General features: G+C 43.2%; 21 protein-coding genes and 1 tRNA gene. 7 read left to right on the top strand and 15 right to left on the bottom strand.

Annotated features, from left to right (window positions below; translation table 11 throughout):
* Positions 1–79: 79 nt before the first annotated feature.
* The 6 genes from ACHUFN_RS02645 to ACHUFN_RS02620 all read right to left on the bottom strand — a co-directional run bounded on the left by ACHUFN_RS02645 (position 80) and on the right by ACHUFN_RS02620 (position 3711).
* Positions 80–322, bottom strand: a complete 243-nt coding sequence (locus ACHUFN_RS02645) for a DUF2897 family protein (protein ID WP_394220766.1) — start codon at positions 320–322, stop codon at positions 80–82.
* Positions 319–1017, bottom strand: a complete 699-nt coding sequence (locus ACHUFN_RS02640; RefSeq protein ID WP_394220765.1) for a M15 family metallopeptidase — start codon at positions 1015–1017, stop codon at positions 319–321. The genes ACHUFN_RS02645 and ACHUFN_RS02640 overlap by 4 nt, the downstream gene beginning before the upstream one ends.
* 15 nt (positions 1018–1032) lie before the next feature.
* The gene (dapE, locus tag ACHUFN_RS02635) at positions 1033–2169 is read right to left on the bottom strand and encodes a succinyl-diaminopimelate desuccinylase (protein ID WP_394220764.1); all 1137 of its coding nucleotides are present in this window, start codon (positions 2167–2169) and stop codon (positions 1033–1035) included.
* On the bottom strand, positions 2163–2510 hold the full coding sequence (locus tag ACHUFN_RS02630) for an ArsC family reductase (protein WP_394220763.1): 348 nt from the start codon (positions 2508–2510) through the stop codon (positions 2163–2165). Before ACHUFN_RS02630 ends, dapE begins: the two co-directional genes overlap by 7 nt.
* A 306-nt stretch (positions 2511–2816) precedes the next feature.
* Positions 2817–3317 (bottom strand): PTS sugar transporter subunit IIA, encoded by a 501-nt coding sequence (locus ACHUFN_RS02625; RefSeq protein WP_394220762.1) that lies wholly within the window; start codon positions 3315–3317, stop codon positions 2817–2819.
* A gap of 4 nt (positions 3318–3321) precedes the next feature.
* Entirely contained in the window at positions 3322–3711 is a 390-nt protein-coding gene (locus tag ACHUFN_RS02620; RefSeq protein ID WP_394220761.1) for an ACT domain-containing protein, read from the bottom strand.
* Positions 3712–4250: 539 nt separating this feature from the next.
* Here ACHUFN_RS02620 and ACHUFN_RS02615 point away from each other — a divergent pair.
* On the top strand, positions 4251–4616 hold the full coding sequence (locus ACHUFN_RS02615; RefSeq protein WP_394220760.1) for a VOC family protein: 366 nt from the start codon (positions 4251–4253) through the stop codon (positions 4614–4616).
* 90 nt (positions 4617–4706) lie between these two features.
* On the opposite strand, the gene hppD is transcribed toward ACHUFN_RS02615, so the two are convergent.
* Entirely contained in the window at positions 4707–5780 is a 1074-nt protein-coding gene (gene hppD, locus ACHUFN_RS02610; protein WP_394220759.1) for a 4-hydroxyphenylpyruvate dioxygenase, read from the bottom strand.
* A 257-nt stretch (positions 5781–6037) separates the two neighbouring features.
* On the bottom strand, positions 6038–7333 hold the full coding sequence (gene hmgA, locus ACHUFN_RS02605) for a homogentisate 1,2-dioxygenase (protein ID WP_394220758.1): 1296 nt from the start codon (positions 7331–7333) through the stop codon (positions 6038–6040).
* A 312-nt stretch (positions 7334–7645) separates the two neighbouring features.
* Between hmgA and ACHUFN_RS02600 the strand changes: the two genes are divergently transcribed.
* From ACHUFN_RS02600 to ACHUFN_RS02585, 4 genes are all read left to right on the top strand, one after another.
* Positions 7646–8074, top strand: a complete 429-nt coding sequence (locus ACHUFN_RS02600; protein ID WP_394220757.1) for a MarR family winged helix-turn-helix transcriptional regulator — start codon at positions 7646–7648, stop codon at positions 8072–8074.
* Positions 8075–8226: 152 nt separating this feature from the next.
* On the top strand, positions 8227–9303 hold the full coding sequence (locus ACHUFN_RS02595) for a patatin-like phospholipase family protein (protein ID WP_394220756.1): 1077 nt from the start codon (positions 8227–8229) through the stop codon (positions 9301–9303).
* Between the two features lie 155 nt (positions 9304–9458).
* Positions 9459–9535 (top strand) — tRNA-Val (locus ACHUFN_RS02590).
* A gap of 893 nt (positions 9536–10428) precedes the next feature.
* Positions 10429–12165, top strand: coding sequence for a PAS domain S-box protein (locus ACHUFN_RS02585; protein WP_394220755.1), 1737 nt, complete (start codon positions 10429–10431; stop codon positions 12163–12165).
* 37 nt (positions 12166–12202) lie between these two features.
* On the opposite strand, the gene ACHUFN_RS02580 is transcribed toward ACHUFN_RS02585, so the two are convergent.
* Positions 12203–13408: a saccharopine dehydrogenase family protein gene (locus ACHUFN_RS02580; RefSeq protein WP_394220754.1), complete on the bottom strand. Its 1206-nt coding sequence runs from the start codon at positions 13406–13408 to the stop codon at positions 12203–12205.
* Between the two features lie 99 nt (positions 13409–13507).
* Complete coding sequence (locus ACHUFN_RS02575) at positions 13508–14500, bottom strand: AraC family transcriptional regulator (RefSeq protein ID WP_394220753.1); 993 nt, start codon at positions 14498–14500, stop codon at positions 13508–13510.
* Between the two features lie 150 nt (positions 14501–14650).
* On the opposite strand from ACHUFN_RS02575, the gene ACHUFN_RS02570 reads away from it, so the two are divergent.
* Entirely contained in the window at positions 14651–16192 is a 1542-nt protein-coding gene (locus ACHUFN_RS02570) for a flavin-containing monooxygenase (RefSeq protein ID WP_394220752.1), read from the top strand.
* Positions 16193–16600: 408 nt separating this feature from the next.
* Positions 16601–18319, top strand: a complete 1719-nt coding sequence (locus tag ACHUFN_RS02565; RefSeq protein ID WP_394220751.1) for a sensor domain-containing protein — start codon at positions 16601–16603, stop codon at positions 18317–18319.
* Between the two features lie 209 nt (positions 18320–18528).
* Here the strand turns inward: ACHUFN_RS02565 and ACHUFN_RS02560 are convergent, their stop codons facing one another.
* The 5 genes from ACHUFN_RS02560 to ACHUFN_RS02540 form a co-directional block, all read right to left on the bottom strand.
* Entirely contained in the window at positions 18529–19551 is a 1023-nt protein-coding gene (locus ACHUFN_RS02560; RefSeq protein WP_394220750.1) for an MBL fold metallo-hydrolase, read from the bottom strand.
* A 351-nt stretch (positions 19552–19902) separates the two neighbouring features.
* A complete protein-coding gene (locus ACHUFN_RS02555) occupies positions 19903–20328 on the bottom strand; it encodes a hypothetical protein (RefSeq protein WP_394220749.1) in 426 nt (141 codons plus the stop codon).
* A gap of 133 nt (positions 20329–20461) precedes the next feature.
* Positions 20462–23506, bottom strand: a complete 3045-nt coding sequence (locus ACHUFN_RS02550) for an efflux RND transporter permease subunit (protein WP_394220748.1) — start codon at positions 23504–23506, stop codon at positions 20462–20464.
* 3 nt (positions 23507–23509) lie between these two features.
* Positions 23510–24664, bottom strand: coding sequence for an efflux RND transporter periplasmic adaptor subunit (locus ACHUFN_RS02545; RefSeq protein WP_394220747.1), 1155 nt, complete (start codon positions 24662–24664; stop codon positions 23510–23512).
* A 273-nt stretch (positions 24665–24937) separates the two neighbouring features.
* Positions 24938–26866 (bottom strand): monovalent cation:proton antiporter-2 (CPA2) family protein, encoded by a 1929-nt coding sequence (locus ACHUFN_RS02540; RefSeq protein WP_394220746.1) that lies wholly within the window; start codon positions 26864–26866, stop codon positions 24938–24940.

Below are 26866 nucleotides of genomic sequence, written 5' to 3'. Positions count from 1 at the left end.
AGAAATCGTCAGCTACTCGCATATCCGAGCGGCATCTACCTGTTTGGTGAACGCTATGCACAAAATATAACAGGCACAGTTACTTCAACGATTTATCGCTATTTTTCTGAGCTTTTTCACTTTCGCTTTCGTTAGCGCTTTTTGTACCGGGCGGCGATGCTTTGGTTTGATTTTTTGTCTCAATGTCATCTTTGTCATCGTCGTCATAAGGCTTTAAAGGCGTTGGAAATTTAAACTTTGCACTGTATTTAAGTAGTGTGATGTTGCCAATCACCACACCTAATACTAAAACAATGACCACAATAACCCAGGTAGTACTCATGCGAATTCCGTCGGCTTAAGCCCGTTATTTAAAACATATCGATTATACAGGGTTGGCAGTTGAGGCAAAATAAACGATTTACCTTCAATATCACTTTGTTCAAGAGCAAGGGTGAAACCGTGTAAATTTCTTGCTTTTTCAAACACTGAGGCGGTGGGCTTGAAGCTTAAATGCCATGGTTCAACGGCAACGCCGCCTTTATTTAAAGAAAATGGACGATAAAAGCCAAAACGGTGCATATTTGCATCTAGCCACGAGGATAGAGCAAAGCAAGGGCCGCCTTTATCATATTCACTTTCCACTAAGCTAAAGTCACCATCCCAGTTTTTAACTGCGGCTCTGTCGTATACATCAACATCGGTACCCCAGTGATGGCGACTCCCACCTGGTAACGCTGACCACGTCAAAATTGCGTGAAGTTTGTCATTATCACTTAATGTGTCAAAAGCCAGTGGCGCGCCGGTCACGTCTAAAAGCTGGGCATGGCCGTTCCACTTGCGATTAAAGATAGCGGTTTGCCTATCGAAATCGCGATAGCTGCTTACAAGCTGTAAGTCTATTCCGTCTTTTTGCGCAGCGTCCTGCATGGCTAAAAACGGAGAAATAGTGTCTTTATGCAGCCTATGTCCATTGCCAGCGTCAACCAAATGCTCGTTTAGCTGGCCTAGCCATGCTTTCTCTGATAAATCACTCATAATGAAAATTAAATGCTACTTAGCCAGCAAGCGCACAAGAATACCGAAATACATGTCAGCCAGCTGCTCTAGGTCTGCCATTTTTACGCATTCGTCTATCTTGTGAATGGTTGCGTTTACCGGCCCAAGTTCTATTACCTGAGCGCCAGTAGGCGCGATAAAACGACCATCAGATGTTCCGCCAGCAGTAGAAAGCACTGTCGGTGACCCTTTAACTGCTTCAATCGCCCCTTGCGTGGCTTCTAGCAACGCGCCAGTATCAGTTAGAAATGGCTGACCGTTGAAGGTCCACTTAATTTCATACTCCAATTCGTGAGCATCTAAAATAGCTAAAACACGCTCAATAAGAATTTTGTCAGTAACCTCAGTTGAAAAACGAAAGTTAAAACAAACGTGCAGTTCGCCTGGTATCACGTTGCCCGCACCGGTGCCCGCGTGAATATTTGAAATTTGAAAGCTGGTGGGAGGGAAAAATTCATTTCCATTATCCCAGTGTGACTTCGCTAACTCATCAAGTGCCGCCATTGCGCTGTGCACAGGGTTTTTAGCTAAATGAGGGTAGGCGACATGGCCTTGCACACCTTTTACTACCAAGTCACCAGTTAGGGAGCCTCTTCGGCCATTTTTTACGATATCACCCACTTCTTCTGTAGAAGAGGGTTCGCCAACAATACACCAGTCAATTTTTTCATTTCTAGCTTCAAGTGTATCGATAACACGCGTTGTACCGTTTATAAAAGGGCCTTCTTCATCGCTGGTAATAAGATAAGCAATACTGCCTTTGTGGTCTGGGTATTTATTTACAAATTCGCGGGTTGCTACCAGCATCGCAGCAAGGCTGCCTTTCATATCAGCCGCGCCGCGGCCATGTAAATAACCGTCTACCTCAGTGGCAGTAAATGGTGGGGTTTTCCATGCATCTTCAGGGCCGCTAGGCACAACATCGGTGTGACCCGCAAAACAAAAAATGGGTCCTTCGTTACCGCGGCGAGACCATAAGTTAGTAGTATCTTCAAATACCATGGTTTCATTGTTAAACCCCAGTGAACCTAGAAATTCGCTCATGGCTTCCTGGCAACCCGCATCTTCTGGTGTCACAGAACGGCGGTTAATTAATTGCTTGGCAATTTCAATTACTGAGTCATTTAACAAAATATTTCCTCATACTGTGCGGGTTTAAAGCCAATGTGAAAAGCATTGTTGTGGAGAAGGATAGGGCGCTTAACCATAGCGGGGTGAAGCTCTAGTAAAGCAAGTGCTTTGTCTTTATCTAGGTTCGCTTTCTCTTGCTCTTCTAGCTGGCGAAAAGTTGTGCCGCGCTTGTTTAACATGGCTTCCCAACCCAACTCTGATTCGGCACGGTTGAGAAAGTCATGATCGATGCCGTCTTTGCGATAATCGTGAAATGAGAACGAAACATCGTTATCGGTTAACCATTTCTTTGCTTTTTTGATGGTGTCGCAGTTTGGGATCCCGTAAAGGATTGTGCTCATAGTGATTTCTTCCGTACTACTTGTTTGAAAATGAATGACACTGTGCTTCGAAGGGGCGGAAAATGACGCTTAAATTGCACTAACACATAAACGTAAAAGCTCCAGATAACAGTGCGCCTATCATATTTATTGGCCTTTTTGTTACATCATACAATCTGTTGATATGTTGATAAACTTACTTGCGATGGTTTTTTCACAAGATAAAACTTAACGCTACAGCCATGAAAGAAATGGTTTTGGCTGTATGACGCTACAGTTAAAAATTCAATCAACGGCGATTTACGCAAAAAAGTAGTGAGGGGAGCACTACAAGTAAAGGGTCAAAAGCGGATCCTCACCAGCCTCGACAAATTTTTGATGCGTTGGTAATACGCCCATAAGCGCCTTTGCATTCAGCAAAGTAAAAGAACACGAATTACGAATACCACGCTGCTTTAGCCATGCGGAGTTCACGGTGAAAAGCATCTGTTTTGCTTGCAATACATCGCCTTTTCGTAGCGTACACCCAAATTGAGCGCCATGAAGATGGCTGGTATCACCGCCATATTTAACTCTGCACTTAAGCCCTGCCGAAGACTGTATATCAATAGAATAGTCTAGCGGCGACACATTGAGGACTTTGCCAGAAAAGGGAGAGATAACTATATTAGAAGTAGAGGTTATTGCGGCACCCGGTCCCATGTCTCCATTTCTATAAAAGGGTTCATCAAGCTGCGACAGTGGAATGACTTGCCCCGAAAAAGGACTAAGTGTGACGAATTGCTTAGTGAAATTGTCTGGCGCATACTGCAATTGCTTAACGTTCACGGTTTCAAATGTCCTCGTTCACTGTGTAGCCAGCCTTTTTAAGTGCACTAATGGCATCTTTCAACTTATTGTCTTTCACAAGGAAAAAGTCAGTATCGAATGTAGATACAACGAATATTGCGACTTTTGCCGATGCTAACACCTGACCAATTTGAGCCATAATGCCCACAAGGGATAAATGAAGTGGCCCTAAGAGCTCTAGTGCGCGCCAGCCCTCATCGCTATCTAATGAAGGTACTTCAACAGAGTCTGGCACAACGATCGACAATTCTTCTTCAGTTTTGCCCAAGAAAAATAGTGGGCTATTGAGAACGGAAGCCGGAATGCTACTCTCAGGATCTAAACTGTGAATTGTAAACAAAGATGATCTGACTAAAAGTGTTTGTTTGGGCATGAGAAACCGAAAAAAAGAAAACTTCGAAGATATTCACATTAAACCATTAACTGTGATTAAGTGCTACGTGTTATCCACTTAATCTGTGGATAAGTTTGTTGAGTAGTTTGGGGTCTTATTGTAAGTTGCTGTTATAAAATAAAAAAATAAACTGTACAAACAATGTTCAGTGGATAACATTCTCAAATTTGCAAGCATTTTCCACAGGTCATGTCTACCACTAAAATAAAAAATGTTTAGCGAATTTGCAATTTCTTAGCTTGACAAAAGTCGCTTTTTTCCGAAATTCACCCTTTAATAATAGCTTTGATAAGTTGAGATTTTGATTGGGTTAGCACGATAGAATCAGCTATAACATATATATATCGATCGAAAATTTAACAAGCGTAGGGCGGGCGAATCAACGTCAGCTTTTACGGTAATATTTGCTTGCTCGCTGAAGCACCTTGAGCCTTGTTTCAACAAAATAGCAAAATAATATCGCTGATATTACATCGAGTGCGAGTAAAGCCAATCACTATAATAAAGAGGGTAATACGATGTCAGATTCTTCATGGTGTGACATAACAACAGAAAATGCAGACGAGCTTGTCAGCTTTTATCAAGCAGTAATGGGTTGGAAAAAAGAAGCGATAGACATGGGCGGCTACAGCGACTACGTAATGATGAAAAGCGATGGCACTCCTGTTGGCGGCATCTGCCATAAGCGAGGAGTTAATAAAGAGTATCCAAGTGGGTGGATTAACTATTTTACTGTGGCTAACCTTCAAGATGCACTGGATGCTGTAGCTGAAAAAGGCGGAAAAATGATAGGTGAAATTCGCCACCATGGAAAAGACAGTTTTTGTGTCATCAAAGATCCAAGTGGTGCAGCTTGCGCGTTGTATGAAAAGGGACAGGACTAGCGCAACGTTAAATCAACTGTTTCCGCTAGACACAAAAAAGGCAGCGTAAACCGATGTCACGCTGCCTTTGTTTTTTATGTGCTTTACGTTTTATTTGTTAATCACACCACGATTCACTTGGTCACGTTCGATAGACTCAAACAAGGCTTTGAAGTTACCTTCACCAAACCCTTCGTCTTGTTTTCGTTGAATAAATTCAAAGAAAACAGGCCCGAAAACCGTTTCAGAGAATATTTGAAGCAATAAACGAGGTTCGCCGTTTTGTGTAGTGCCATCTAGTAAAATGCCGCGTTTTTGCAATTCATCCACATTTTCGCCGTGTCCAGGAAGACGCTCTTCAAGCATTTCATAATAAGCATTTGGCGGAGGCGTCATAAACTTCATGCCTTTTGCTTTAAGTTTGTCTAAGCATTCCACCAAATCGTCGCAGGCGAATGCAATATGCTGAATACCTTCGCCGTTATATTTCATAAGAAACTCTTCAATTTGGCCACCGCCGCCCACTGCCTCTTCGTTTAGGGGTATGCGTATCTTTCCATCTGGCGCTGTCATTGCTTTTGACAATAGGCCTGTATATTCACCTTTGATATCGAAATAACGGATTTCTCTGAAGTTAAACAGCTTTTCGTAGAATCCAGCCCAGAAGTTCATGCGTCCGCGATACACATTGTGAGTAAGGTGGTCTAAGGTGTGGAAACCACAGCCTTTAGGGTGACGGTCAACGCCTTCAATCCAGTTGAAGTCGATGTCATAAATGGTGTTTTCGCCTTCATATCGGTCGATAAGATACAGCCTGGCACCACCTATTCCTTTTATGGCAGGCAGTCTTAATTCCATTGGACCTGTTTGGGTGTCCATTGGCTGCGCCCCACGAGCGAGCACTTCTTTATAGGCGTGCTGCGAGTCTTTGACGCGAAACGCCATACCGCAAGCAGAAGGACCGTGTTCCTCTGCATAATAGGCTGCGTGACAGTTCTTTTCGTAATTGCTCAAAAGGTTAATGTCGCCCTGACGCCAAAGCTCTACGTCTTTTGACTTATGTCGAGCAACACGAGTGAACCCCATAGCTTCAAAAATAGGTTCAAGCATTCCTTTCTTAGGCGCGGTGAACTCCAAAAATTCAAACCCGTCTAAACCAATAGGGTTGTCAAATAAATCAGCCATAGCGATACTTCCTCAACGTAAATCACATTTTATAATTGTTGCTCGATTGTAAGGCTGGAGTGAAAAAGCAAGCAATAGCAGGGCATTGAGTCGTTTTACGTGTTGGAAAGAATAGCTGTAACGTTTTGTGGTCAGTTTGATTTTGAATGAGTAGATAGGGCAAGCTTAATTGCCCTATCTATATGATATTAAATAATAATAAACTTTACTGCAGGGGTGGGTGAGTGTTCATAAAACAGTACATCTGCTTAGTTATTCTACTTTTCACCGTTGTAGTACTTTTTCAGACCTTTCCAGCATGAAAGGTAGTCTTGTTGTCGTATGTCGCTATTCATTGCAAATTCGGTAGGTGCAATGGCATATCGCGATTCAAACATAAATGCCAGAGTATTTTCATAGCGTTGCGGCGATAAAGCAGCATTAGACGCCTTCTCAAACACTTCCGCCTCAGGTCCGTGAGGTGTCATACAATTGTGAAGGCTCATTCCTCCCGGCACAAAGCCATGTTCCTTGGCATCGTACAACCCTTCAATTAGTCCCATAAATTCGCTCATTATATTTCTGTGATAATAAGGAGGACGAAAAGTATTTTCAGCGACCATCCATCTTGGTGGGAAAATGACGAAATCGACGTTCGCTGTGCCTTCAAGCTCTGATGGTGATGTCAAAACGGTAAAAATTGAAGGGTCAGGGTGGTCGAAACTTACCGTGTTCATGACATTGAAACGAGATAAATCGTATTTATAGGGGGCTGAGTTTCCAACCCACGCAACCACATCGAAGGGCGAATGATCTAGCTTGGCTTCAAATAAGTTTCCGCAAAATTTGTTCACCATGGTGTAGGGTGTATCGCTGTGTTCGAACCATGCTGTGGGGTAGCAGAAATCTCTTTGGTTGGCATAGCCGTTTGCACCTACAGGGCCGCGTTCAGGCAAGACAAAAGGGTGCCCATAGTTTTCACAAATATAACCGCGAATTGGGCCATTAGTTGGATTTACCGCAAACCTTACTCCGCGCGGTATAACGGCAATTTCGCCTACTGTTAAATGTAGCTTTCCAAATTCAGTAGTAAGAAGCATGTCGCCGAGTTGCGGTACAATCAGCATTTCCCCGTCAGATGAATAGAAAACACGGTTTTGCATGTTAGCGTTTGCGCTATAGCAGTGAATGCCCATGCCAGTTTGAGCCTTTGCATCTCCATTGGTGGCAATGGTGACAAGTGAGTCTACAAAGTCCACATTGTCTTCAGGCAACGGAATCGGGTTCCATCTTAATACGTTAGGCGGGCACGGAATGTCTGTCTCTGGGGCAGTGCGAACAAGGCCATTGTCAATTTTGACAAAATCGCCCATTGCGATGGAAGGGCGTAAACGATAAGTCCAACTGCGACGATTTTCTGCTCGTGGTGCGGTAAACGCGGTGCTGCTAAACTGTTCGGCATAAAGTTTATAATTAACTTTTTGAGGGCTGAATTGACCTTTAGGAAGAGCGCCAGGTAGCGCCTCGGTCTCATGCTCGTTATTAAACCCCGTTAAATATGACAAGTTATCCATAAACCACTCCATAAAAGGCAAAACGCCTAGAAACAAAAAAATCCGCTACTTACTCATACCAGCCAGAACAAACAATGTCGTTCAACTGACATGGCGCTTGTTAAAAGCACTTGTGCAGCGTTCTATTTAGTTGCAAATGAAACTATTTGTATTAGGCTAGAGGTAAATTAAATGTAAAGCAATGGTTGAAATTAGGACGGCGAATGCACAGCGGTGCTTTATTGGTACGATAGCTTTACAGATGCTTTTTTAAACCGGCGACCATAGAAGTGAAAAGCGAAGACAAAGAACACATGAAGAAGGAGTAGCCCGGTGCAGTTAGAAGAAATGCTTGCTTATAAAGTAACGATGCTTGCTAGTGACCTTAGTGAGTCGCTTTCAAAAGAGTACGCCGCTTTTCAGCTAACCATGCCACAATGGCGAATAGTGGCAACACTAGGAGCACGTCATGAAAAAATGCGCGACCCCTCAATTACAGCAAAAAACATCGTAACTGCAACGCGCTTAGATAAGGTTCAAGTTTCACGGGCAATAGAGCGGTTAGTGAAAAAAGACATGGTAACTAAGCGTGCAAGTAAATCAGATAAACGCGCATTCCTGATAAGGCTAACAACACAAGGTGAGGAGGTTTACAACACTATATTACCTCGTGTAGTCAGTTGGCAAAATAATCGTCTTAAAAATATCACTAAAGATGAGTATCGAATATTCCTAAAAGTGATACATGCACTAACGCCTTAATTTTCGTGGTGAAGGCATTAATTTATGTGGTCTGAGGAGCACTTTACGCCAAGGCAAAAAGGTTACTTTCAAGGCCTTAGCTGTTAAATTTCACCGAACAAGATAAATTAAGGGGAAAGTAGCGCTTTACCCCAGCAAAACAAGGAATTTAAGTGGCACCCTTAGACGTATACGCAGGTAAAAAAGCACGCGAAACAATTATGAAGCACGGGTTTACCCCCGAACTGTTTAGTTATTTTTTAGGTGCTTCGGGTGGACCAAAATGGTTTTCACTAGCGGGTTTAGATCGCGTATTGTTTCCTGAGTGGTTTGCCAATGTTGACCATCAAATTCATGTCATCGGTTCGTCCGCCGGTGCATTTCGTACTATTTGCGCCGTTCAAAACGATCCGTTGGCAGCGATAAATCGTTTAGCATCGTCTTATTCAACAACGACTTACAGCAGCAATAAACCCACGCCTAGAGAAATCACTGCAAAAGCAGAAGATTTACTGAAAGAAATGGTTAATGACTCTGGTAAGCAAGAAGTTCTAACCAACCCCCGCTTTAAAGCGCACCTTATTGTGGCTAAATGCTTGGGTTCAACACGTTTCGAAGGAAAGTTTAGGCAGCTATCAGGCCTTGCTATGAGTGCCGCGGCTAACACGTTTAATCGTAAGCACCTTTCACGCCTTTATACACGCTATGTATTTTCTACGCCTAACACCAAATTTTCTATAAAAGACCCATACCAGCTTCCTACTAAGTACCATGAATTAACGCAAGGAAACATTCACAGCGCCTTGTTAGCTTCGGGCTCCATTCCAGTGGTTATTGAGGGTGTTCAGCAGATTGAAGGCGCACCAGATGGTATGTATCGCGACGGTGGGATAATAGACTATCATTTTGATCTGTCATTTGGACCTGACGATGGCCTTGTGTTATATCCTCACTTCTACGACAAACCTATTCCAGGCTGGTTTGACAAAGGGCTGAAGGGGAGAGTGCCGCATCGTACAAGCTATGACAATGTTGTAATGCTGGTGCCGTCTGCATCTTTTGTTGCCAGCTTGCCGTATAGCAAAATTCCTGATCGCAAAGACTTTGAGGTACTAGATGCACCAACACGCATCCAATATTGGCAAACGGTTTTGAAAGAGACGGACAAATTGGGCGAGTATTTCATGCGTGCCGTAAATGATGGAACGCTCGTCGATTCCATTAAGCCTTTCCCATTTAAAATGATGTAGGCAAGCAGCAAAAGTAGGGTGAGAATTTAACGAATTGCTGTCAAATTAGTCACTTAAGCTTGTTTTGAAAAGTTTTTCTTGCAGGCATCGCCCTCGCTAAGTATTATACGCGCCGTTGCTTGGCATTCGCCACTCATCTTAAGCAACCGCTATATGCGTCTATAGCTCAGTTGGTTAGAGCGCTACCTTGACATGGTAGAGGTCCCCTGTTCGAATCAGGGTAGACGCACCATCTATTTTTATACAAAACTGCTCCAATACACTCAAATTTCTTCGGCTTGTTTTCTGAATTTCTTCGCTATAAAAGCTGCATTAATCACCAGTAAAACCGTCAAAATTTCTAATTCATTTAACAATCTTCACAATGTCAGTCTCTATATGACACACAGTGCAGTTCGCTCACTGCTCTGTCCAGCCGCGTAATCTACCTAAGTATAATTGCGGAACATTAAAAAATGTATAAATTTGAAGAGAGGGGAACTGAAGTTTTAATCAACCTCGAAAAGAGAAAGTTCGCTATTTATATAATAAAATGTTAATAATACGTAAAGAGCATAGGGATTTGAAGTTTGTCTAGCATGCTGGTCGCGTACGGCTTTAAAGTGCTACGACTGTAGCAACCAATGAGCCTGATTGAATGTGGCTTAAGCCAGCAGAGACTGAACATGACCTATTTGCCTTTTACGCCTTACAGCGTCGACTTTATACCAAGTTTTAATATAGAAAACTGTCGCGCTATTACTTTTTTAGCCGCACTGTTGTCTTCTTTTCCTGTATTTATAAGAAGCCTACGATGTATAGGTTTTCGCTTCCTAACTGTAGTTCAGCAAACGTTCCAAATTTCTTCCAAAACTCTGTGCATCACCTGCATAGCAAAACTTTTTGGTTTAGCAAGGCTCAGTCCTCATCAATCTTTTTACATTGCTAGCGCGCAAACTCTGAACAACGTTACCTTAATGAAATTCAGAAACTGCGCTTTTCTGTTATATCGATATCACCCATTTACACAGCTCAAAACGCCGTTTTAGGAGCTTAAATTACCCCCAAAAGAAAGTAACGCAGAAGGGAATCAAATTTAGCAATTGATCTGCTGTTTTCAAACAAATCAAAAAAGAAGTACTCACTATGATATTTGGGAATAAACAAGACGATACCCGCGAAATTTTAGATCAAGCAATCGATGCAGTAATTAGCATTGATACTAAAAATAACGTTACCTACATGAACCGTGCTGCCGAACTTCTTTTTGGTTATTCCAAAACAGATGTGCTTGGAAAAAACGTTAAGATTTTGGTGCCAAAAGAGTTTGCTGCCAATCACGATAAATATGTAAACGCAAACAGAAATGGTGGTCCTGATAAGATTGTAGGAACATCGCGTGATATTCAAATTGAAACAAAAGAGAAAAAGCGCAAATGGTGCAGCTTGTCCCTGTCCAAAGTGAAGCGTAAAGATGGTATTCACTACACCGCGTTTATCAAAGACATAACTGCCCAAAAGCAGGCGCAAGACCGCATTGATCAGACGCTTGAACAATGTATAGACGGTGTTGTGAGTATTGACGAGAAAAACATTGTTACCTTTTTCAATAAAGCTGCAGAAACGCTGTGGGGGTACAGCAGGGCAGAGGTTATTGGTAAAAACGTTAAATTACTGGTGCCCAAAGCAATTCAAAGTGGCCACGATGAAATGGTGAACAGAAACAGGACCACTGGCGAAGACAAAATTGTGGGAACGTCACGTGATGTTGAAATTGAACGCAAGGATGGGTCGAAAGTGTGGGGTAACCTTTCGTTGTCAAAAGTGGAGCTGAATGGTCGAATTACTTACACCGCATTTGTTAAAGACATCACTGCGGAAAAAGCGCAACGTGATCAAGTGGCTTTGCTTTCGCTTGTTGCGAATGAAACAGATAACTCGGTAATTATAACCAACGCGAGTGGAATCATTGAGTACGTGAACCCCGGCTTTACAAAGCTAACGGGTTATACCAAATCAGAAGCTGTAGGAAAAAAGCCCGGGTCGTTGTTACAGGGTAAGCATACGTCTGAAGAAACTAAAAAACGCATTCGTAAAAACCTTACTGATCAAACGCCGTTTTACGAGGAGATCCTTAACTACACGAAGTCAGGAGAGCCGTACTGGATAAGTCTTGCTATAAACCCCGTTTTTGATGAGCACAATCGCGTTAAGCAATTTGTGTCTATTCAGGCGAATGTCGATGGTACAAAGCGTGTTGCGCTTGAAAATGACATTAGGCTTGCGGCTATTAATAAAGCTAACATTATTTTAGAATTTGATAAAAAAGGGCAATTAACTCTTATCAATCCTGTTGGCTTAAAGGCGCTGAAAGCCGAGAGTAAAAATCAAGTGTTGTCGGGGCTAAAACCACTTTCAAGCTATGTCGACGAAAAAGAATGGAAAATGTTGCTGTCAGGCTCTTTTATCAACAAGCAGATTAGCTTCTCATTAGGTAGCCAAACAACATTGATTGATGCAGCAATCTCTCCGGTTCAAGACGAAGACGGTAACTTAAATAAAATACTTCTTTATGGAACAGATGTTTCTGAACGTAACCAAGTACTTTCAAAAACCCACGAAGCAATGAGCCAAGTATTGTCGAAGATTAGTACTATTATTGACACCATAAACAGCATATCGGACCAAACTAATCTTCTCGCACTTAACGCGGCTATTGAATCTGCAAGAGCCGGCGAAGCAGGCAGAGGGTTTGCGGTGGTTGCCGATGAGGTTAGAAGCTTGGCGCTAAGAACAACACAGTCGGCAGGTGAAATAGATGGTTTAATTGATGAAACTCGACAACACGTTGAACAATTAAGTGGTTATATAAACGGTGCTTAACAGCACCGTTTTACCTACTTAGAAGTCTCTAAAACAGTTAATCGACTTCTTCAACTATCACGCCGGCATGTTTTGCAAGCCTTTCAATTAAGGCGTCATTAAGCGCCGATGCTGGCGTCCAAAAGCCGCCCTTCACATCGGGAATGTTTTTGGCGATACACAGTCCCGATTGAACTATCATTTTGGCCGTCGAGCCGTACCCAGGATCTCGATCGCCAACAACTTTAACTTCAATCTTTTCACCATTGGTTAGCGTGCCATAGAAACGCATGTCATACATTCCATTAAGCTGTTCTTTTTTGCTGGGGCCTTCTCCTGGCTTAGGCAGAACAAACTTCTCTAGAAGCATTCGCAAAGGTGAAATGTTTGCCGCTACCATAAAAGCGCCTAAGCCAAAGGTTGTCTTTTTCGCAACACCCTTATTTTTGGCTGACATCGCCTCATCGTATTTAAAGTTGTCACCGTACATAGTACCCAATAGTGCATTACTTCGGTGGACTACTCGTTCATTTATTGACGCCATGACAAAGGGCATGGTCCACATGTCTAATTCACTGTCATACTCTGCGCTTTTATGATTTTTCTGGCGTACTGAAAAGCCATGACCTTCGGGGCAGAGCACATAGGGGTTCACTAGCGCTTTACGCAAACTTGCGTCGTTTCTCGCCTCTTTCAACACATTGAGTAAACTGGCCACTGTGCCACCTGATGCGCCTCCACGAATTCGACGAACGCGCATTTTAATTTGTTTGGCAGGTTGACCTGTTCTTTCAATCGCCAGCTTTTGAAGTTGATAGACGCCCAAATCGGAAGGAATGGAATCAAAGCCCGTACAGTTAACTAGACGCGCCCCGCTGTTTTCGGCAGCAGATTGGTACTTATCCAACATGCGCTTGATCCACTGAGGCTCACCAGTTAAATCGCAGTAATCGGTTCCGGTATCCACACATGCTTTAACGACACTTTCACCGTAAAGTGCATAGGGGCCCACTGTAGTTATAACAACGTTAGTTTGTTCGCACATCGTGCGCAGGCCATTTTCATCATCGGCAGATACAACAATATGAGGTACATCTAAACCAATGCGCTGCTTAACTTCACGTAACTTTTGCTCACTGCGACCAGCCATGGCCCAGGATACGCTTTCACCCTGATATTCGGCGAGGTACTCGCACATGATTTGCCCGACAAAAGACGTCGCGCCATATAAAACTAAATCATAAGTAGGTTTTTCTTTTAGCATTGTGTTTCCATATTGTTATTTTTTGAAAAGCATGCATGGTTCAACGCGTATGCGCAATGTCAGCAGCATTTTAATTTTCTATCTGAAGGTATAAGCAGACTACATCGATAGCCGAAATTGACGAGGTGTTAGGCCCGTCCATTTTTTAAACGCTTTTACAAATGTAGGTGAGTCGGCATAACCAAGCCGCAATGCGATGTGTTGTACTGACGTATTTTCCAGCCGAAGGAGCGTCTGAGCGCGATTTTTCTTATGTTTCTCGGCCAATGCTCTAAAACTTGTGCCTTGCGTATTTAAGCGCCTTCGCATTGTACTTTCACTAATGCCAATTTGTGATGCAATATCCGGTTGGTTTGGGTAGGGCAGGCCATTATAGCCATCTAACATCACATTTATTTGAGCCACAATATCGCTAGATTCAGAAAAAACTTGACGAATTAGCGCTTGAGCTTGTGTTTTGTAAAGATTGTGCGCAAGCGCATTACTGTGGTGGCTTTTTAAGGTCATCATTTTAGTAGGTATGCGAACCCAACTAAACGTTTGCCCAAATTGTGGTGTTGTGCCTAACAAGCAAGTAAACGCCGTGAGCTTATCTCTTTCAGGCTGCTCTCTTGCAATGCCACTCTTTATTGTTAAATCAGGCATGCCTCGGGTGACTTCTCGAATAAACGCTGCCGTACCTGCAAAGTCGTAATCGACAAAGTATGTTTTTAGTCGTTGGTCACAAAGTTGAGGAAGTGTTTGTCGCAACTCTACATAATTATTAACGTAGTGAACGCTAACATGGCAAATGTTTGGCGACAGTCGTTGATATTGCACGGCACAGTCGATCATGTGTTTAAGTGATGGTGCACTTAGCAATAACATGGCGAATAATCCGTAGGACGTCATGGTAACTCTTTCTCCCAGCCTTATACCTAACAGAGGATCGTCAACAAACGGCAATGCCTCTCGTATTATCTCGGCATGAGTATTGAAGTCGATTTGACTGGTTGCAGACAATTTATCTAACTGCAATCCATGTTTCGCCAACAGTGCTTCTGGCTTAATGCCTTGTTCTTGTAACGCGCTAAATAAAGGAAGCATGCTCATAACTGAGATAGTCTTTTCAAAATTCGGCAATAGCTTACCCTTAGTCCGTCAGTGTGACTGAAATTGACAATTATTGACTGATATTACCATATCGAAAATGAGGAGGTAGCGATAATGTAAATGATGTTAATGGAGCGTTATTGGTGAAGCATGCAATCGACAGAACGAAAAACTGCAGAACATTTAGATGTGTTAATTATAGGCGCAGGTATTTCAGGGTTAGGAATGTGCTACACGCTTAAAAAGCATCGCCAGAACGATAGTTTTGCTGTTATTGAGAGTCGAAACAGTATTGGTGGGACGTGGGACTTTTTTAAATATCCGGGGCTTCGCTCCGACTCAGACATGTATACCTTTGCCTATTCTTTCAAGCCTTGGAAAGAAAGAGAATATATTGGGTCAGCAGACCGAATCAATAACTACCTTCGTGAACTGGTTGAAGAAGAAAACTTGAGAAAGCACATTCGGTTTCGTCAGCGAGTAGTCAATGTGAGTTGGTGCTCTAAAACTGATCGTTGGACATGCACTATTAGGCGTTTCGACACAAGCGAGTACAAAGTTTCTTGTAAGTTTTTGGTGTCTTGTACAGGCTATTATAATTACGAGAACGGTTATCTACCGAAGTTTGAAGGGCACAATAAATTTAAGGGAGATATTATTCACCCACAAAAGTGGCCCGAGAACTATGATTATAAAAATAAACGCATTGTTGTGATTGGCTCGGGCGCCACCGCGGTAACGCTTGTTCCGAAACTTGCTGATAAAGCTCGTCATGTGGTCATGTTACAGCGGTCTCCAACATATATTTACAATCGCCCCTCTTCTGATGGAGTGTACCGGTTTTTATCTTCCTTCCTGCCTGCAAAGCTCACCAATAAGATAATGCGGGCTAAGTATGTATTGTTGCAGCAAGCAACTTATTTTCTATCAAAGCGTTTTCCCGATTTCATCGCTAAAGTGATTCGAAAAGATACGGCAAAAGCGTTGAATGACGACATAGATGTGGATACACATTTTAAGCCACGCTATAAACCATGGGATCAGCGTGTTTGCATGGTTCCAGATGGCGATTTATTTGAATGCTTAAATAGCGGTAGCGCTTCTATTGTTACAGCACATATTGATGCCTTTACTGAAGAAGGCGTAAAACTGAAAAATGGCAGGCATATTGATGCTGATGTCATTGTCACTGCTACTGGCTTAGAAATTCAGTTATGGGGCGGAATGTCGGTGGAAGTCGACGGTCAAAAGGTTATACCCAATAGCCTGACAAACTACAAAGGAATGATGTTTAGCAACATTCCAAATTTATTGATGATTTTTGGTTACACAAATTCATCGTGGACGTTAAAAGCTGAGCTCACTTATCAATACATATGTCGTTTGTTTAACTATTTAGAAAAAAATCACTACAGCTCGGTTTATCCGTACCTTGAAGAGGAACAAGAATCTGAGGGAATTGTTGACCTTAATTCTGGCTATATCTTGCGAGCCGCACCGACAGTTCCTAAACAAGGCTTGCATTTTCCATGGCGGAATAAAGACTTTTACTTAAAAGATCTGATGGCAATAAAGTATTCCGGTATCGCCGATGGTGTTTTGCGTTTTGACGATACACAACACTTGTCTGCTTTTCATAGGCAGGCCGCTGAAAAAAGGTACCAGACCAACGATATTGGTGAAGCTTCATGAGCAACGCGTTCATGCATACGTGTTATCACGGATCACAAAATTACTCATGTACTTACCGGCGTAGATAAAATATTCAGATAGTTGAAAAGTGCGCCATAGTTGTTACTTTTTAAGCGGTCAGTATCAGGCTACTAAGTTAAAGCTTGGCATCTAATAACACTAGTGGTAATTTCCTCGCCTCGGAGTAAGTGCCTACTTCTACTCTTTTTTAATCTCACACTTTTTCGAACTTAAACGATGAACCTCACGTTATTCCTTGCGTTTGAGACTTACCACGTTTCTGTTCAATAAGCACTTTAGTTTTAAATTTACCCTTAATGTCAGATAGTCACTGGCTTTTAGTCTACACTAAAACAATGGTGGCCACTTTTTACTTATGCTAACCAATAATTTAGGACTCGCAGGAGTATGATGAGCTCAAAGAAATATCGAGAGCCCCCGTTATTTCAACAGCATGGATCAGCTGAAAGGCGGTTCCTTGAACTTATTAGTGCCTTACCAAAAGTGTCGGTGCAGGGTTACGACAAGCATCGCAAAGTAATTTACTGGAACAAATCAAGCGAAGACATGTATGGCTTTCGCGAACAAGAAGCATTGGGTCAAAAAATCGAAGATTTGATAATTCCCCTTAAAATGAAAGACGCCGTAATCGATTCACATCAGCGCTGGTTAGAAAAGGGGGAGGCCATCCCGTCTAATGAACTTGTACTCAAGAAAAAAGGCGGCGACGACATTCACGTTTTCTCATCTCACGTAATGTTAAAAGAGGGGACGGACTCCCCAGAAATGTACTGCGTTGATATTGATCTGAGTGAGCAACATGAAATTCGCCAAGAGTTGGAGCGAATGGCATCTACCGATTTATTAACTGACTTACCAAACAGACGTTTGCTAGAGCAGTTCTTAAAATCGTCTATTGAAGAGGCTTCACTCAACAACACGGGCCTAGCACTGTTTTTTATCGATTTAGACATGTTTAAAGAGGTCAACGATACCTTAGGCCACAATTGGGGCGATGAGTTGCTTCGCTCTGTCGCTAAACGCTTGTCGAGCAGTATCGAAAGCAAAGGAATTCTTGCTCGCTTTGGAGGGGACGAATTTGTTTTTGTTGCAACGAACATAAACAGTGAAGTTGAAAGTGCTCGTATTGCTCGAAATTTAACAGACTGCTTTACGCAGAGCTTTGCCCTTAGCGCTGAAAACGTTTATATCACATCAAGTATCGGCATTAGCATGTACCCTAAAGATGGAGCGGGTATTGATGATTTACTTAAAAATGCTGATGTGGCGATGTATCAAGCGAAAGCGGAAGGGCGTAATCGCTATCATTTTTTTACTCGTGCATTAAGTCAAAAACTTCGTCAGCAGAGAAGCATTGCTGCTCATTTGCATGAATCGCTTGAAAACGATGAATTTGAGCTTCTTTACCAACCCCAAATTGATTTGAAAACAGGTGAAGTGGCGTCGTGTGAAGCGCTATTAAGGTGGTGTCCGAAAGATAAAGAAAAAGCGGCACCGCCCAATATCTTCATTCCCATTGCTGAGCGCAGTGAGTTGATTATTCAAATTGGAAACTGGGTTTTACAAAAAGCATGTAAACAAGCGTATTTGTGGAAACAACAAGGCTTTAATATTCGCGTTGACATAAACGTTTCGGGCAAAGAGCTTGAACAGAGTGCATATTTTGAGCGCCTAACGGAGTGCAGAGAACAATACCGATTAGCACCGAAAGATATTGGTCTTGAGTTAACCGAGAATGTTTTCATCAAATCGGATAAGGTAATACTAGAGAACCTTCGAATTCAGCGAGATTTGGGCGTCGAAATATCAATTGATGACTTTGGTACAGGTTATTCTTCACTTAGTTACCTTAAAGAGTTTCCCGTCAGTCACTTAAAAATTGACCGCTCATTTTTGAAAGGTGCGCCAGAAAATGCTTACGACAGTGCTTTGATGGAAGCGATTGTGAATGTGGGGCACAAGCTCGACTTAAACATCGTGGTTGAAGGAGTGGAAACCGAAAGCCAGTCTGGTTATTGTAAACTACTCAATGTTGAGTTTGCGCAAGGTTATCTTTTCTCAAAACCAGTGAGCGCTGACGACATTGAAAAAATGCTCAAAAAATAAACAGTACAATCAATAGCAGGAGGTGTTTTCTCCACCTCCTTTTTAGCTCTTTTGCTTTAAAATTTGTTAGGCATCGAATCTATCAGATAAAACTAAGCAGTCATTTTAAGCTATTTGGCATTGAACACACGTTGTGAGTCTGTGGCCTATATGCTGCAAAACATGCAGTTAAGCGAGTAATAATGAAGCAACTACACTGTTGTTACTACTTACCTTTCGTCTAACCACCATGTTTTGTTAGGAGCTTCAGCCGCATTTTTGATTGGAACAATTTCACCAAATATTGGGATGCTAATGGGGACTCCTTTAATACCTGCCTTCTCTGTAATTTTTATTAGCGGTTCATTCCAGTTGTGTAGCGCTAAATCAAATGTACTATTGTGCACTGGCATCATCACATTTGCTTGAACATCGATGTGGGCTTGAAGGCTTTCTGACGGCAGCATATGAATATCAGACCAAAGCTCGTTGTATGCACCGGTCTCAATCATAGACAAATCGAACGGACCGTATTTTTCCCCAATGGTTTTAAACCCTTCGAAGTAGCCTGAGTCTCCGCTGTAAAAAATGTTGGTATTAGGTGATCGAATAACCCAGCTAGCCCAAAGCGTCTCATCTTTATCAAAAAGGCTGCGACCCGAAAAGTGCTGTGAAGGCGTGGCGATTATTTCTATCCCGGCAACATGGGTATTTTGCCACCAGTTTAGCTCAACAATTTTATCGCTGCTTACCCCCCAGTCACGTAAATGATTGCCTACTCTTAATGGCGTAATAAAGACTTTAACTTTGTGTTTAAGTACTTCTATGCTGCCCTTGTCCAAATGATCGTAATGGTCATGGCTAATAATAACAGCGTCAATGTGGGGCAAAGCGTCAAGTGAAATAGGTGCCTTGTGAAAACGTTTTGGCCCCATCCACTGAACGGGTGATGCACGTTCACTAAACACAGGATCTATCAAGATATAACGCTCGGCAAGCTTGAGCAGGGTAGTGGAGTGCCCTAGTTTTATCACGCTATCTTCTGAAACATCGTTAAGCATTTGCGATGTTAGTTCTGAAACGGGAATATCAAAGTTTGGCGTAGCCGCTTTTCTATCATCGCGAAAGTAAGCTTTGGTTACTTTCCACATGTCTTGCCATGTCGTTTTATATTCAATATGGGTGTTAGTGAATTTTTCAGGTTGAGTTGCGTTTGCTGCAATTGAATTTGAAGCGCTACAAAAAGATGTCATAAATAAAACTCCAACAAGAAAGCGTGTGCAATTAAAAACGGGCATGCTATCACCTTAAATTAAAAGTATACTGCACAGTGTAGTTTACATATTTTAAACGATAATCTTAAAAAGTAAACTGGGAAGTGTAATTTTATTGAAGTAAACGCTAAGTAGAGCAAATAATGTAATAGAGCGCTGTTATCGTTTTTTAGATCTGTGGCACTAAAACCGATTAAGAAAGAGCCCTTGTGGAAAGGCTCCTTTGATTCAAAAGTATATTGGGGTAGGGGCTTGTTAGGTCGCGTCTAGTTGACGTGAAGTAGCTTGAATCATTAGCATGCTATAACTTGATGCTTTTTAAACTTCAGGTTACTCAAGACCAGCTAGAACAATCTTTATTTCACTTCTCACGTCATCTATTTGTGCGCCAATTTTTATTGCCGCCGGTTCACTAATGGGAAGCTGTTCCCATTTCGAAGACCATGTGTCTTTAAGCGCATTTGCTTTTACTTCGACACCTTCCCCAATTAGAACGCTTAAATCGGAAATAACCCCAACGGTTATCCAGCCTTCTCTTGGATTTCCTCGCACTGAATCTTGGTCATAATGAGATGCAAACACCACGCGCTCTAATGCGGCCAACTCTTTTAAGACTTCGAATGACGCGGTCCGCACATTGCTATTGCTCTCCGATACTTCCATGCGCCACGCATTATAGGAAAAGCCAATAACAGCAAACAACAAACTGAGTACTGCTGTAAAATAATAGCCTTTTAATTGAGAGAGGGCAGTCATGTTCATCTTTCCTGTGCAGCGCGCTGCTGGCTTTAGACAATATGAAAGAAAGCCAGCATGCGATGCTGGCTATGATGTTTAATGTTAAGGCAGTTTTAGCACGCCTCCAAATTTAACTTTAAAGGCGAAAGGTTTACTCTGACTTAATACCGTGGAATGTACAGTGAAGCACGGGCAATATAAGTAGAGTTAGTACCGTTGCTACCGCTAAACCAAACACAATCACCACTGCCATAGAGGCGAAAAATGCATCTGAGAATAGCGGGATCATTCCCAGTACTGTAGTAATTGCTGCCATAGACACGGGCCGTACACGGGAAACAGATGCCACAACCACCGCATCGAATGCGCCATAATCACCTTTTGCCTGCACGTTAATCTCTTCCATGAGTACAATACCGTTTTTAAGCACCATACCAATAAGGCTTAAGCTACCTAAAAGAGCCATAAACGTGAAAGGTGCACCTACAAGCACTAAGCCCCCAATTATACCAATGGTGGTAAGTGGAATAACGCCCCATATGGCAAGTGCTTGGCGAGCCTTGCCGAATAGCAAAACAGTAATAATGAACATGCCTAATATGCCAATGGGCATGCTGGCGAATAGCGCGCTTTGTGCATCGCGAGAGGTTTCGTATTCACCGCCCCATTCAATACGATAACCATCAGGTAAAGACAGTTCTTCAACCAAAGGACGCACTTTTGCTTGAACACTGGCTGCGGTTTCGCCTGATAGCGGTAATGGCTCAGCATAAACCGCTAGCATGCGCACGCGATTTCGGCGTTTAATAATGGGGTTGTCCAACGACACATCCACATTACTGATTACATCGGCCATGCTAATATATTTGCCTTGTTCTTGGCTCCAAACATTGAGCGACGCAAGGTTATCGATGTCGTAACGTTGATTCAGGTCGTTGCGCATTACGATGGGAATGAGATCACTGCCTTCTCGGTAAAGCCCAACGGTTTGTCCTTCGTTGTTAAGCAAAAATGCTGTATGCACGGCGTCGCGTGTTACGCCAATGCGCCTCGCTTGCTCCTCTAAAAATACAGGCTCTACAAACGGGACTTTATTACTCCACGATAAACGCACACTGTCCATGGTGTCTTCTGCTTGAAAAATAGCTTCTATATCGCTACTTATCTCACGCAATACATCTGGTTCTGGTCCATATATTCGTGCCTCAATAGCAGCTTTTGCGGAAGGGCCTACTTGAAGCGCTTTTACTTTGTATTGAACATTCGGAAAGTCTTCGCGCACCAGCTCGATAATTTCTCGCATGCGTGCATCGCGTGATTCCACCGTATTGGTTTCAACAATAAGTTGCCCATAACTGGCGTACCTGTCCTCTGGGGCGTAGGTCAGCGTAAGGCGCTGTGCACCGCCGCCTATAACGCTAGTTACGTTAGCAATGTCTTGCATATCAAGCACTTTATCTTCTAAGCGTCGAATCGACTGCTCTGTCGTTAAAATATCGCTGCCTTCAGGTAGCCATAAATCAACGAAGAAAAGAGGCGTTGACGAGTCTGGGAAAAAAGCATTTTTTACAAATCGCCCTGATGCAACACTGCCAACTAGCGCGAGTAACACAAGAGTAATGGTGATGTATCGATGGTTTATTGCACTGGTAAGCACGCGCTTATAAACGGTAAATACAATGCCTTTGTACGGGTCTTCATCATCGCCAGCGCCTCGTTCTTTTTCTGTTTTAAACAGTAAGTCAAAGAAAAATGGGGTAATAGTAAGCGCAGTAATCCAACTTAAAAATAACGAGAAACACAACACCCAAAAAAGTGAGCCTACAAATTCTCCGGTGGCATCTGGCGACAAACCAATTGGCGCAAAGGCAGTAATGGCGATGACAGTTGCCCCTAACAAGGGGAGGCCATTTTGAGACACTACATCTTTTGCGGCCTGTAACTTGGTTTGCCCTTTTCTTACGCCAATTAGCATACCTTCGGTAACGACAATGGCGTTGTCTACCAACATGCCTAGCGCAATGATAAGCGCGCCAAGGGATATTTTTTGAAGTTCAATGCCCTTAACAGACATTAAAATGAAGGTGCCCAATATCGTGAGGACGAGTATAAGCCCCATTAAAACGCCGCTTCGCCAGCCCATAAAAAGAAGTAGAACGAAAATAACAATGGCAACCGCCTCTACAAGGTTTATCAAGAAGCCAGTAACAGAGTCGTCGACCACCGTGGGCTGGTTGTAAACGGTGTTAAGGGTCATACCAAGTGGCATGCGCTGCTCTAGTTCAGCAATTTTAGTATCTAGCTGCTTACCTACATCAACCACATTAACCGCTGACGCAAATGAAACACCAATAGACAGGGCAGGAGTACCAGAACTGTGATAAAGAATGGAAGGTGTATCGTTAAGTGCTCGCTCAATGGTTGCGATGTCGGTTAGGCGAATGAGGCCGCTAGCTGGCGAGCCAATCACTACCTGACCTAGCGCCTCAAGGTTGTCAAATTCGCCGGTGGGCTGAATAGACAGGCGTTTGCCCTGCACCTTTATTGAGCCCGCATTACCTACTATGTTTTGTGCTGTTAAAAGGCCAGCAATTGAGTCTGCTGACACGTTCAGCGCTTTCATTTTGTCGTGATCAAGAGATACGATAATTTGCTCGTTTACCGTGCCCGCAATAGACACCTTTTTCACGCCTTCAACAAGCTGAATTTCTCGCTGCATTAAATCGGCAAAGTCTTCCATTTGCTTCAGCGAATAGTCTTCACTTTTAAGGGTAAGCAGTAGGCCGAAAACATCACCAAAATCGTCGTTTACAATTGAAGTACTGGTGCCAGGTGGCAACGCTGCTTGGGCGTCGCTCACTTTGCGTCGAAGGTTGTCCCAATACTGCTCTAGGTCTTTGGCTTGAACTCCGCTTTTAAGCTCTACCGTAATTTGCGATAAGCCCACCATATTTACAGAGCTTATACGTTTTACATTAGGTATTCGCTGAATGGCCTTTTCAAGCTGAAGAGTGACTTCTTCTTCAACTTGTTCAGGCGTCGCCCCAGGATATTGGGTGATAACAAGCGCATTTCTGATGGTAAATTCAGGAAACTCAAGTTGGCCTAACCCTAAAAACGTAACAATGCCGCCAACACCCAAAATAATGGCGACCATCCAGCTGATGACTTTTTGACGAAAAAAATACTCGACCATAGCTTACAGGCCTCCTTCTTTCGTCCACTCCGTCACTGCTTGGCCTTCTTTTACAAGGTGAGCACCCGCAGCCACAATTCTATCATCGTCATTTAACGGGCCTTCAACAAGCAGTCCGTTCGATATACCTCGTGTAATCATCACCTCAACGGCCTCAACGGTGCCTTTTTTCGAGTTGTTGTAACCATTCTCAGCGCTCTGGCTGTTTGGTTTAAAACGCCACACTATGGCTTTGTTCGGGTCGTTGTTGTCGGTCACCACAGCGCCAAAAGGCACAAGCCAAAGTTTGGCATCCGATTCAATTAGCTTAGACATATCTAACAATACTGTTGCGCTCATGCCTGCCAGCACGTTGATGTCGTCAGGTTCAGGCAAGGTAATGGTAACTTCGTAGCTAAGCTCACCTTGTCGGGTGGTACTTTCGTGGTCTTTATACATGGCCGCGTAACGCTTTTCCGGCACACCAGAAAAGGTCACCCATGCAATTTCGGAACTGCGGTTTTCACGTGCTCGTGAGCGGTCAATCATGCGCATTTTTTGTTCTGGCAGCTGAAACGTAACGTCAATGGCACCAGGCATATGAAGTTCTGCAATAGTTTGCTGGGGTACAATAACTTGATAATTTTCAACGGGTACAGATGCAATAAGCCCTGCAAAGGGGGCGCGAAGCTCCGTATAGCTTAGCTGGTCCTGCGCGTTGGTTAGGCTTGCCTTCGCGGCTAAGAAGTTAGCTTTCGCTTCGTCGAAAGTAGAGCGACTTACTGCGCCTTTTTCCACCGACGCTTCCATTCGCTCAAACATCGCAGATGAAACATCGAATTGAGACTGCGCAGTTGCTAGCTGTGCTCTAGCGTCTCTGTCATCAAGGCGAGCGATGAGTTGATTTTCCTGCACTTCCTCGCCAGCTTTTACGTTAAGTTCTTGAAGTTTTCCACCAATTCGAAACGACAAATTTGAGTATTCTGACGCTTCAACTTGCCCTGGGAATTTAGCAATAGTCTCGTCTGAGTGCTGAACGTTATAAAGGGTTACCGGCGTTGATGATACGGCTTTAGGCGGGGAGGGAGCTTCTTCGCATGCACTTATTCCTGTAAGTGCAATTAAAGCGACAAGCCCTCGCTTTAAAAAGGCGCGGCAGAGATTTTTTTCAGACAACATGGTAACTCTCCATTTAAATAGACCACTTCTGTTTCCCAATTAACTCAGTGGGGTATTTCAAAGCGTATTGAAACGCACCCGATTAAGCTATGGGTGAGTAGGGAACAATTAGTATACGATGAATTTTATATATACTGGTTATCGCGTTTTCCACCATTTCGATCAGGTTTTTCTCATTTTTTACACTATTCGTGTTCCGTGGCTTCCAAAGCAGCAAAGTTAAGCGAAAACGCACTTAAACAAACGGTTTAGTTACTACCATCAAAGTTAACACTAGTGTTCATTAGGCTTTTCATCTGGCGCGAGCTTCTCTGCATAACCCTTTGGTGGTGGAGTCCAACCACGCATCTTCGAATGTCTGTCGTGTAAATCGGTTTTCAGCGCATCTTCAATAAGCGATTCTAGTTCGCTGAACAGTTTTAGGTAATTGTTGTCTACCCGTTCGCCACTCGCATCATCCACCCACGCGTGATACAGCACATCGTTTTGTTGAGATTCAATATTTTTGTAGGCCATTTTTTGTCGCTCAACTTGGAAAGGATGAATATTGAGTGAGCGTAATGCCTCCGCTCCCATTTCAAGCGCACTGTGGTACGTTTCAGATACCACAAAATCTGCGCCTAGCTGGCGCAAGCGGTAGCCATGACCACGGTCAAAGGCACGGGCAAGTACTTTTACATGGGGAAAAGCATGTTTGGCATATTTCACCATCTCTGCTGCTGTTTCTCTGTCGTCAATGGCGATAACCAATAAAGATGCTTCGTGCGCCCCTGCGGTATGCAATATGTCAGGTTTAGATGCATCACCAAAATACGCTTTATTGCCGAAGCGTCTGAAAAGGTCTATTTGCTCAGAACGAATATCGAGCACAACCGTTTTAACGTCATTAGCTGCTAAGAGGCGATTTACAATCTGCCCAAAACGACCAATCCCGGCAATGACCACGGTACCTTTTTCATCAATAATATCTTCATCACGTTGCGATTTCGCATTCTTATAGTGAGGAATAATGGCTTTGTCGAATAGGATGAAAAGCCCTGGCGTTAAGAACATAGAGATAGCCACAACAAGAGAAAGTACAGAAATAATGTCGCTTGGCAGCACATAGTTCTGCGAGGCAAAACTGAGTAGTACGAAACCGAATTCACCCGCCTGAGCAAGGCTGAGTGTGAATAGCCATTTATTGGTGCCTTTTATTTTGAAAATTACGGCGATGATAAACAGTACAATGGCTTTCACCAGCATAACCGCGACAGTTAGCCCTGCTATCAACATCGGGCTCTCACTAAGCACTGAAAAGTTAATGCCAGCCCCTACCGTTATAAAAAAGAGGCCCAGCAATAACCCCTTAAACGGCTCGATATTGGCCTCAAGTTCATGCCTGAATTCACTGTTAGCTAGAACCACGCCCGCTAAAAATGCGCCAAGGGCAGGAGAGAGCCCAACCAGTCCCATTAACGCGGCAATACCGATAATTAACATAAGCGCCGTGGCCGTAAATATTTCTCGTAAACCCGATGCGGCAACAAACTTAAATAAAGGGCGGCTTAAGTAGTGTCCGCCAATAGTAAGAAAGGCAATTGAGCTAATGATCACCAAGCCAGAAGCCCATGGAGCAAGCCCTTCTACTAAATTTAAGCTATCGTGTGATTCAGCTGCGCCATGTTCGCCTCCTGCGGCAACGAGTTCGGGTATGGCAAGCAAGGGAATAAGCGCAAGCATGGGAATAACAGCTATATCTTGAAACAGCAACACAGAAAAGGCGCTTTTGCCTCCCTCAGTTTTTTGAAGCCCTTTTTCTTGCAATGTTTGTAAAACAATGGCCGTTGAAGATAGAGCGAAAATAAGACCTATAGTAAGAGCAATGCTAAAGGGCTGATTAAGCAACAAGGCGACGCCAGTTATAAGAGCGGTGGTTAACGCTAATTGAAAGCCGCCCAACCCCATAAGTTTTGACTTCATTGCCCATAAAGAGCGAGGCTCAAGCTCTAACCCAACTAAAAAAAGCATCATTACTACGCCGAATTCAGCAAAATGTTGAATGGCAACCGTCTCATCGCCAACAAGGCCGAATACTGGCCCTATTACAAGCCCAGCAATTAAATAGCCTAGTACAGACCCTAACCCAAGGCGCTTCGCAATGGGCACGGCTATGACAGCGGCAACCAAGTAGATAAATGCATATAAGAAATAGCCAGTCAC

The sequence above is a fragment of the Alteromonas gracilis genome (assembly GCF_043642145.1).
Lineage (GTDB): Bacteria > Pseudomonadota > Gammaproteobacteria > Enterobacterales > Alteromonadaceae > Alteromonas > Alteromonas gracilis_B.
The sequence above is the reverse complement of the archived record's forward strand: the minus strand, read 5'-3'. Positions and strand labels throughout refer to the sequence as shown.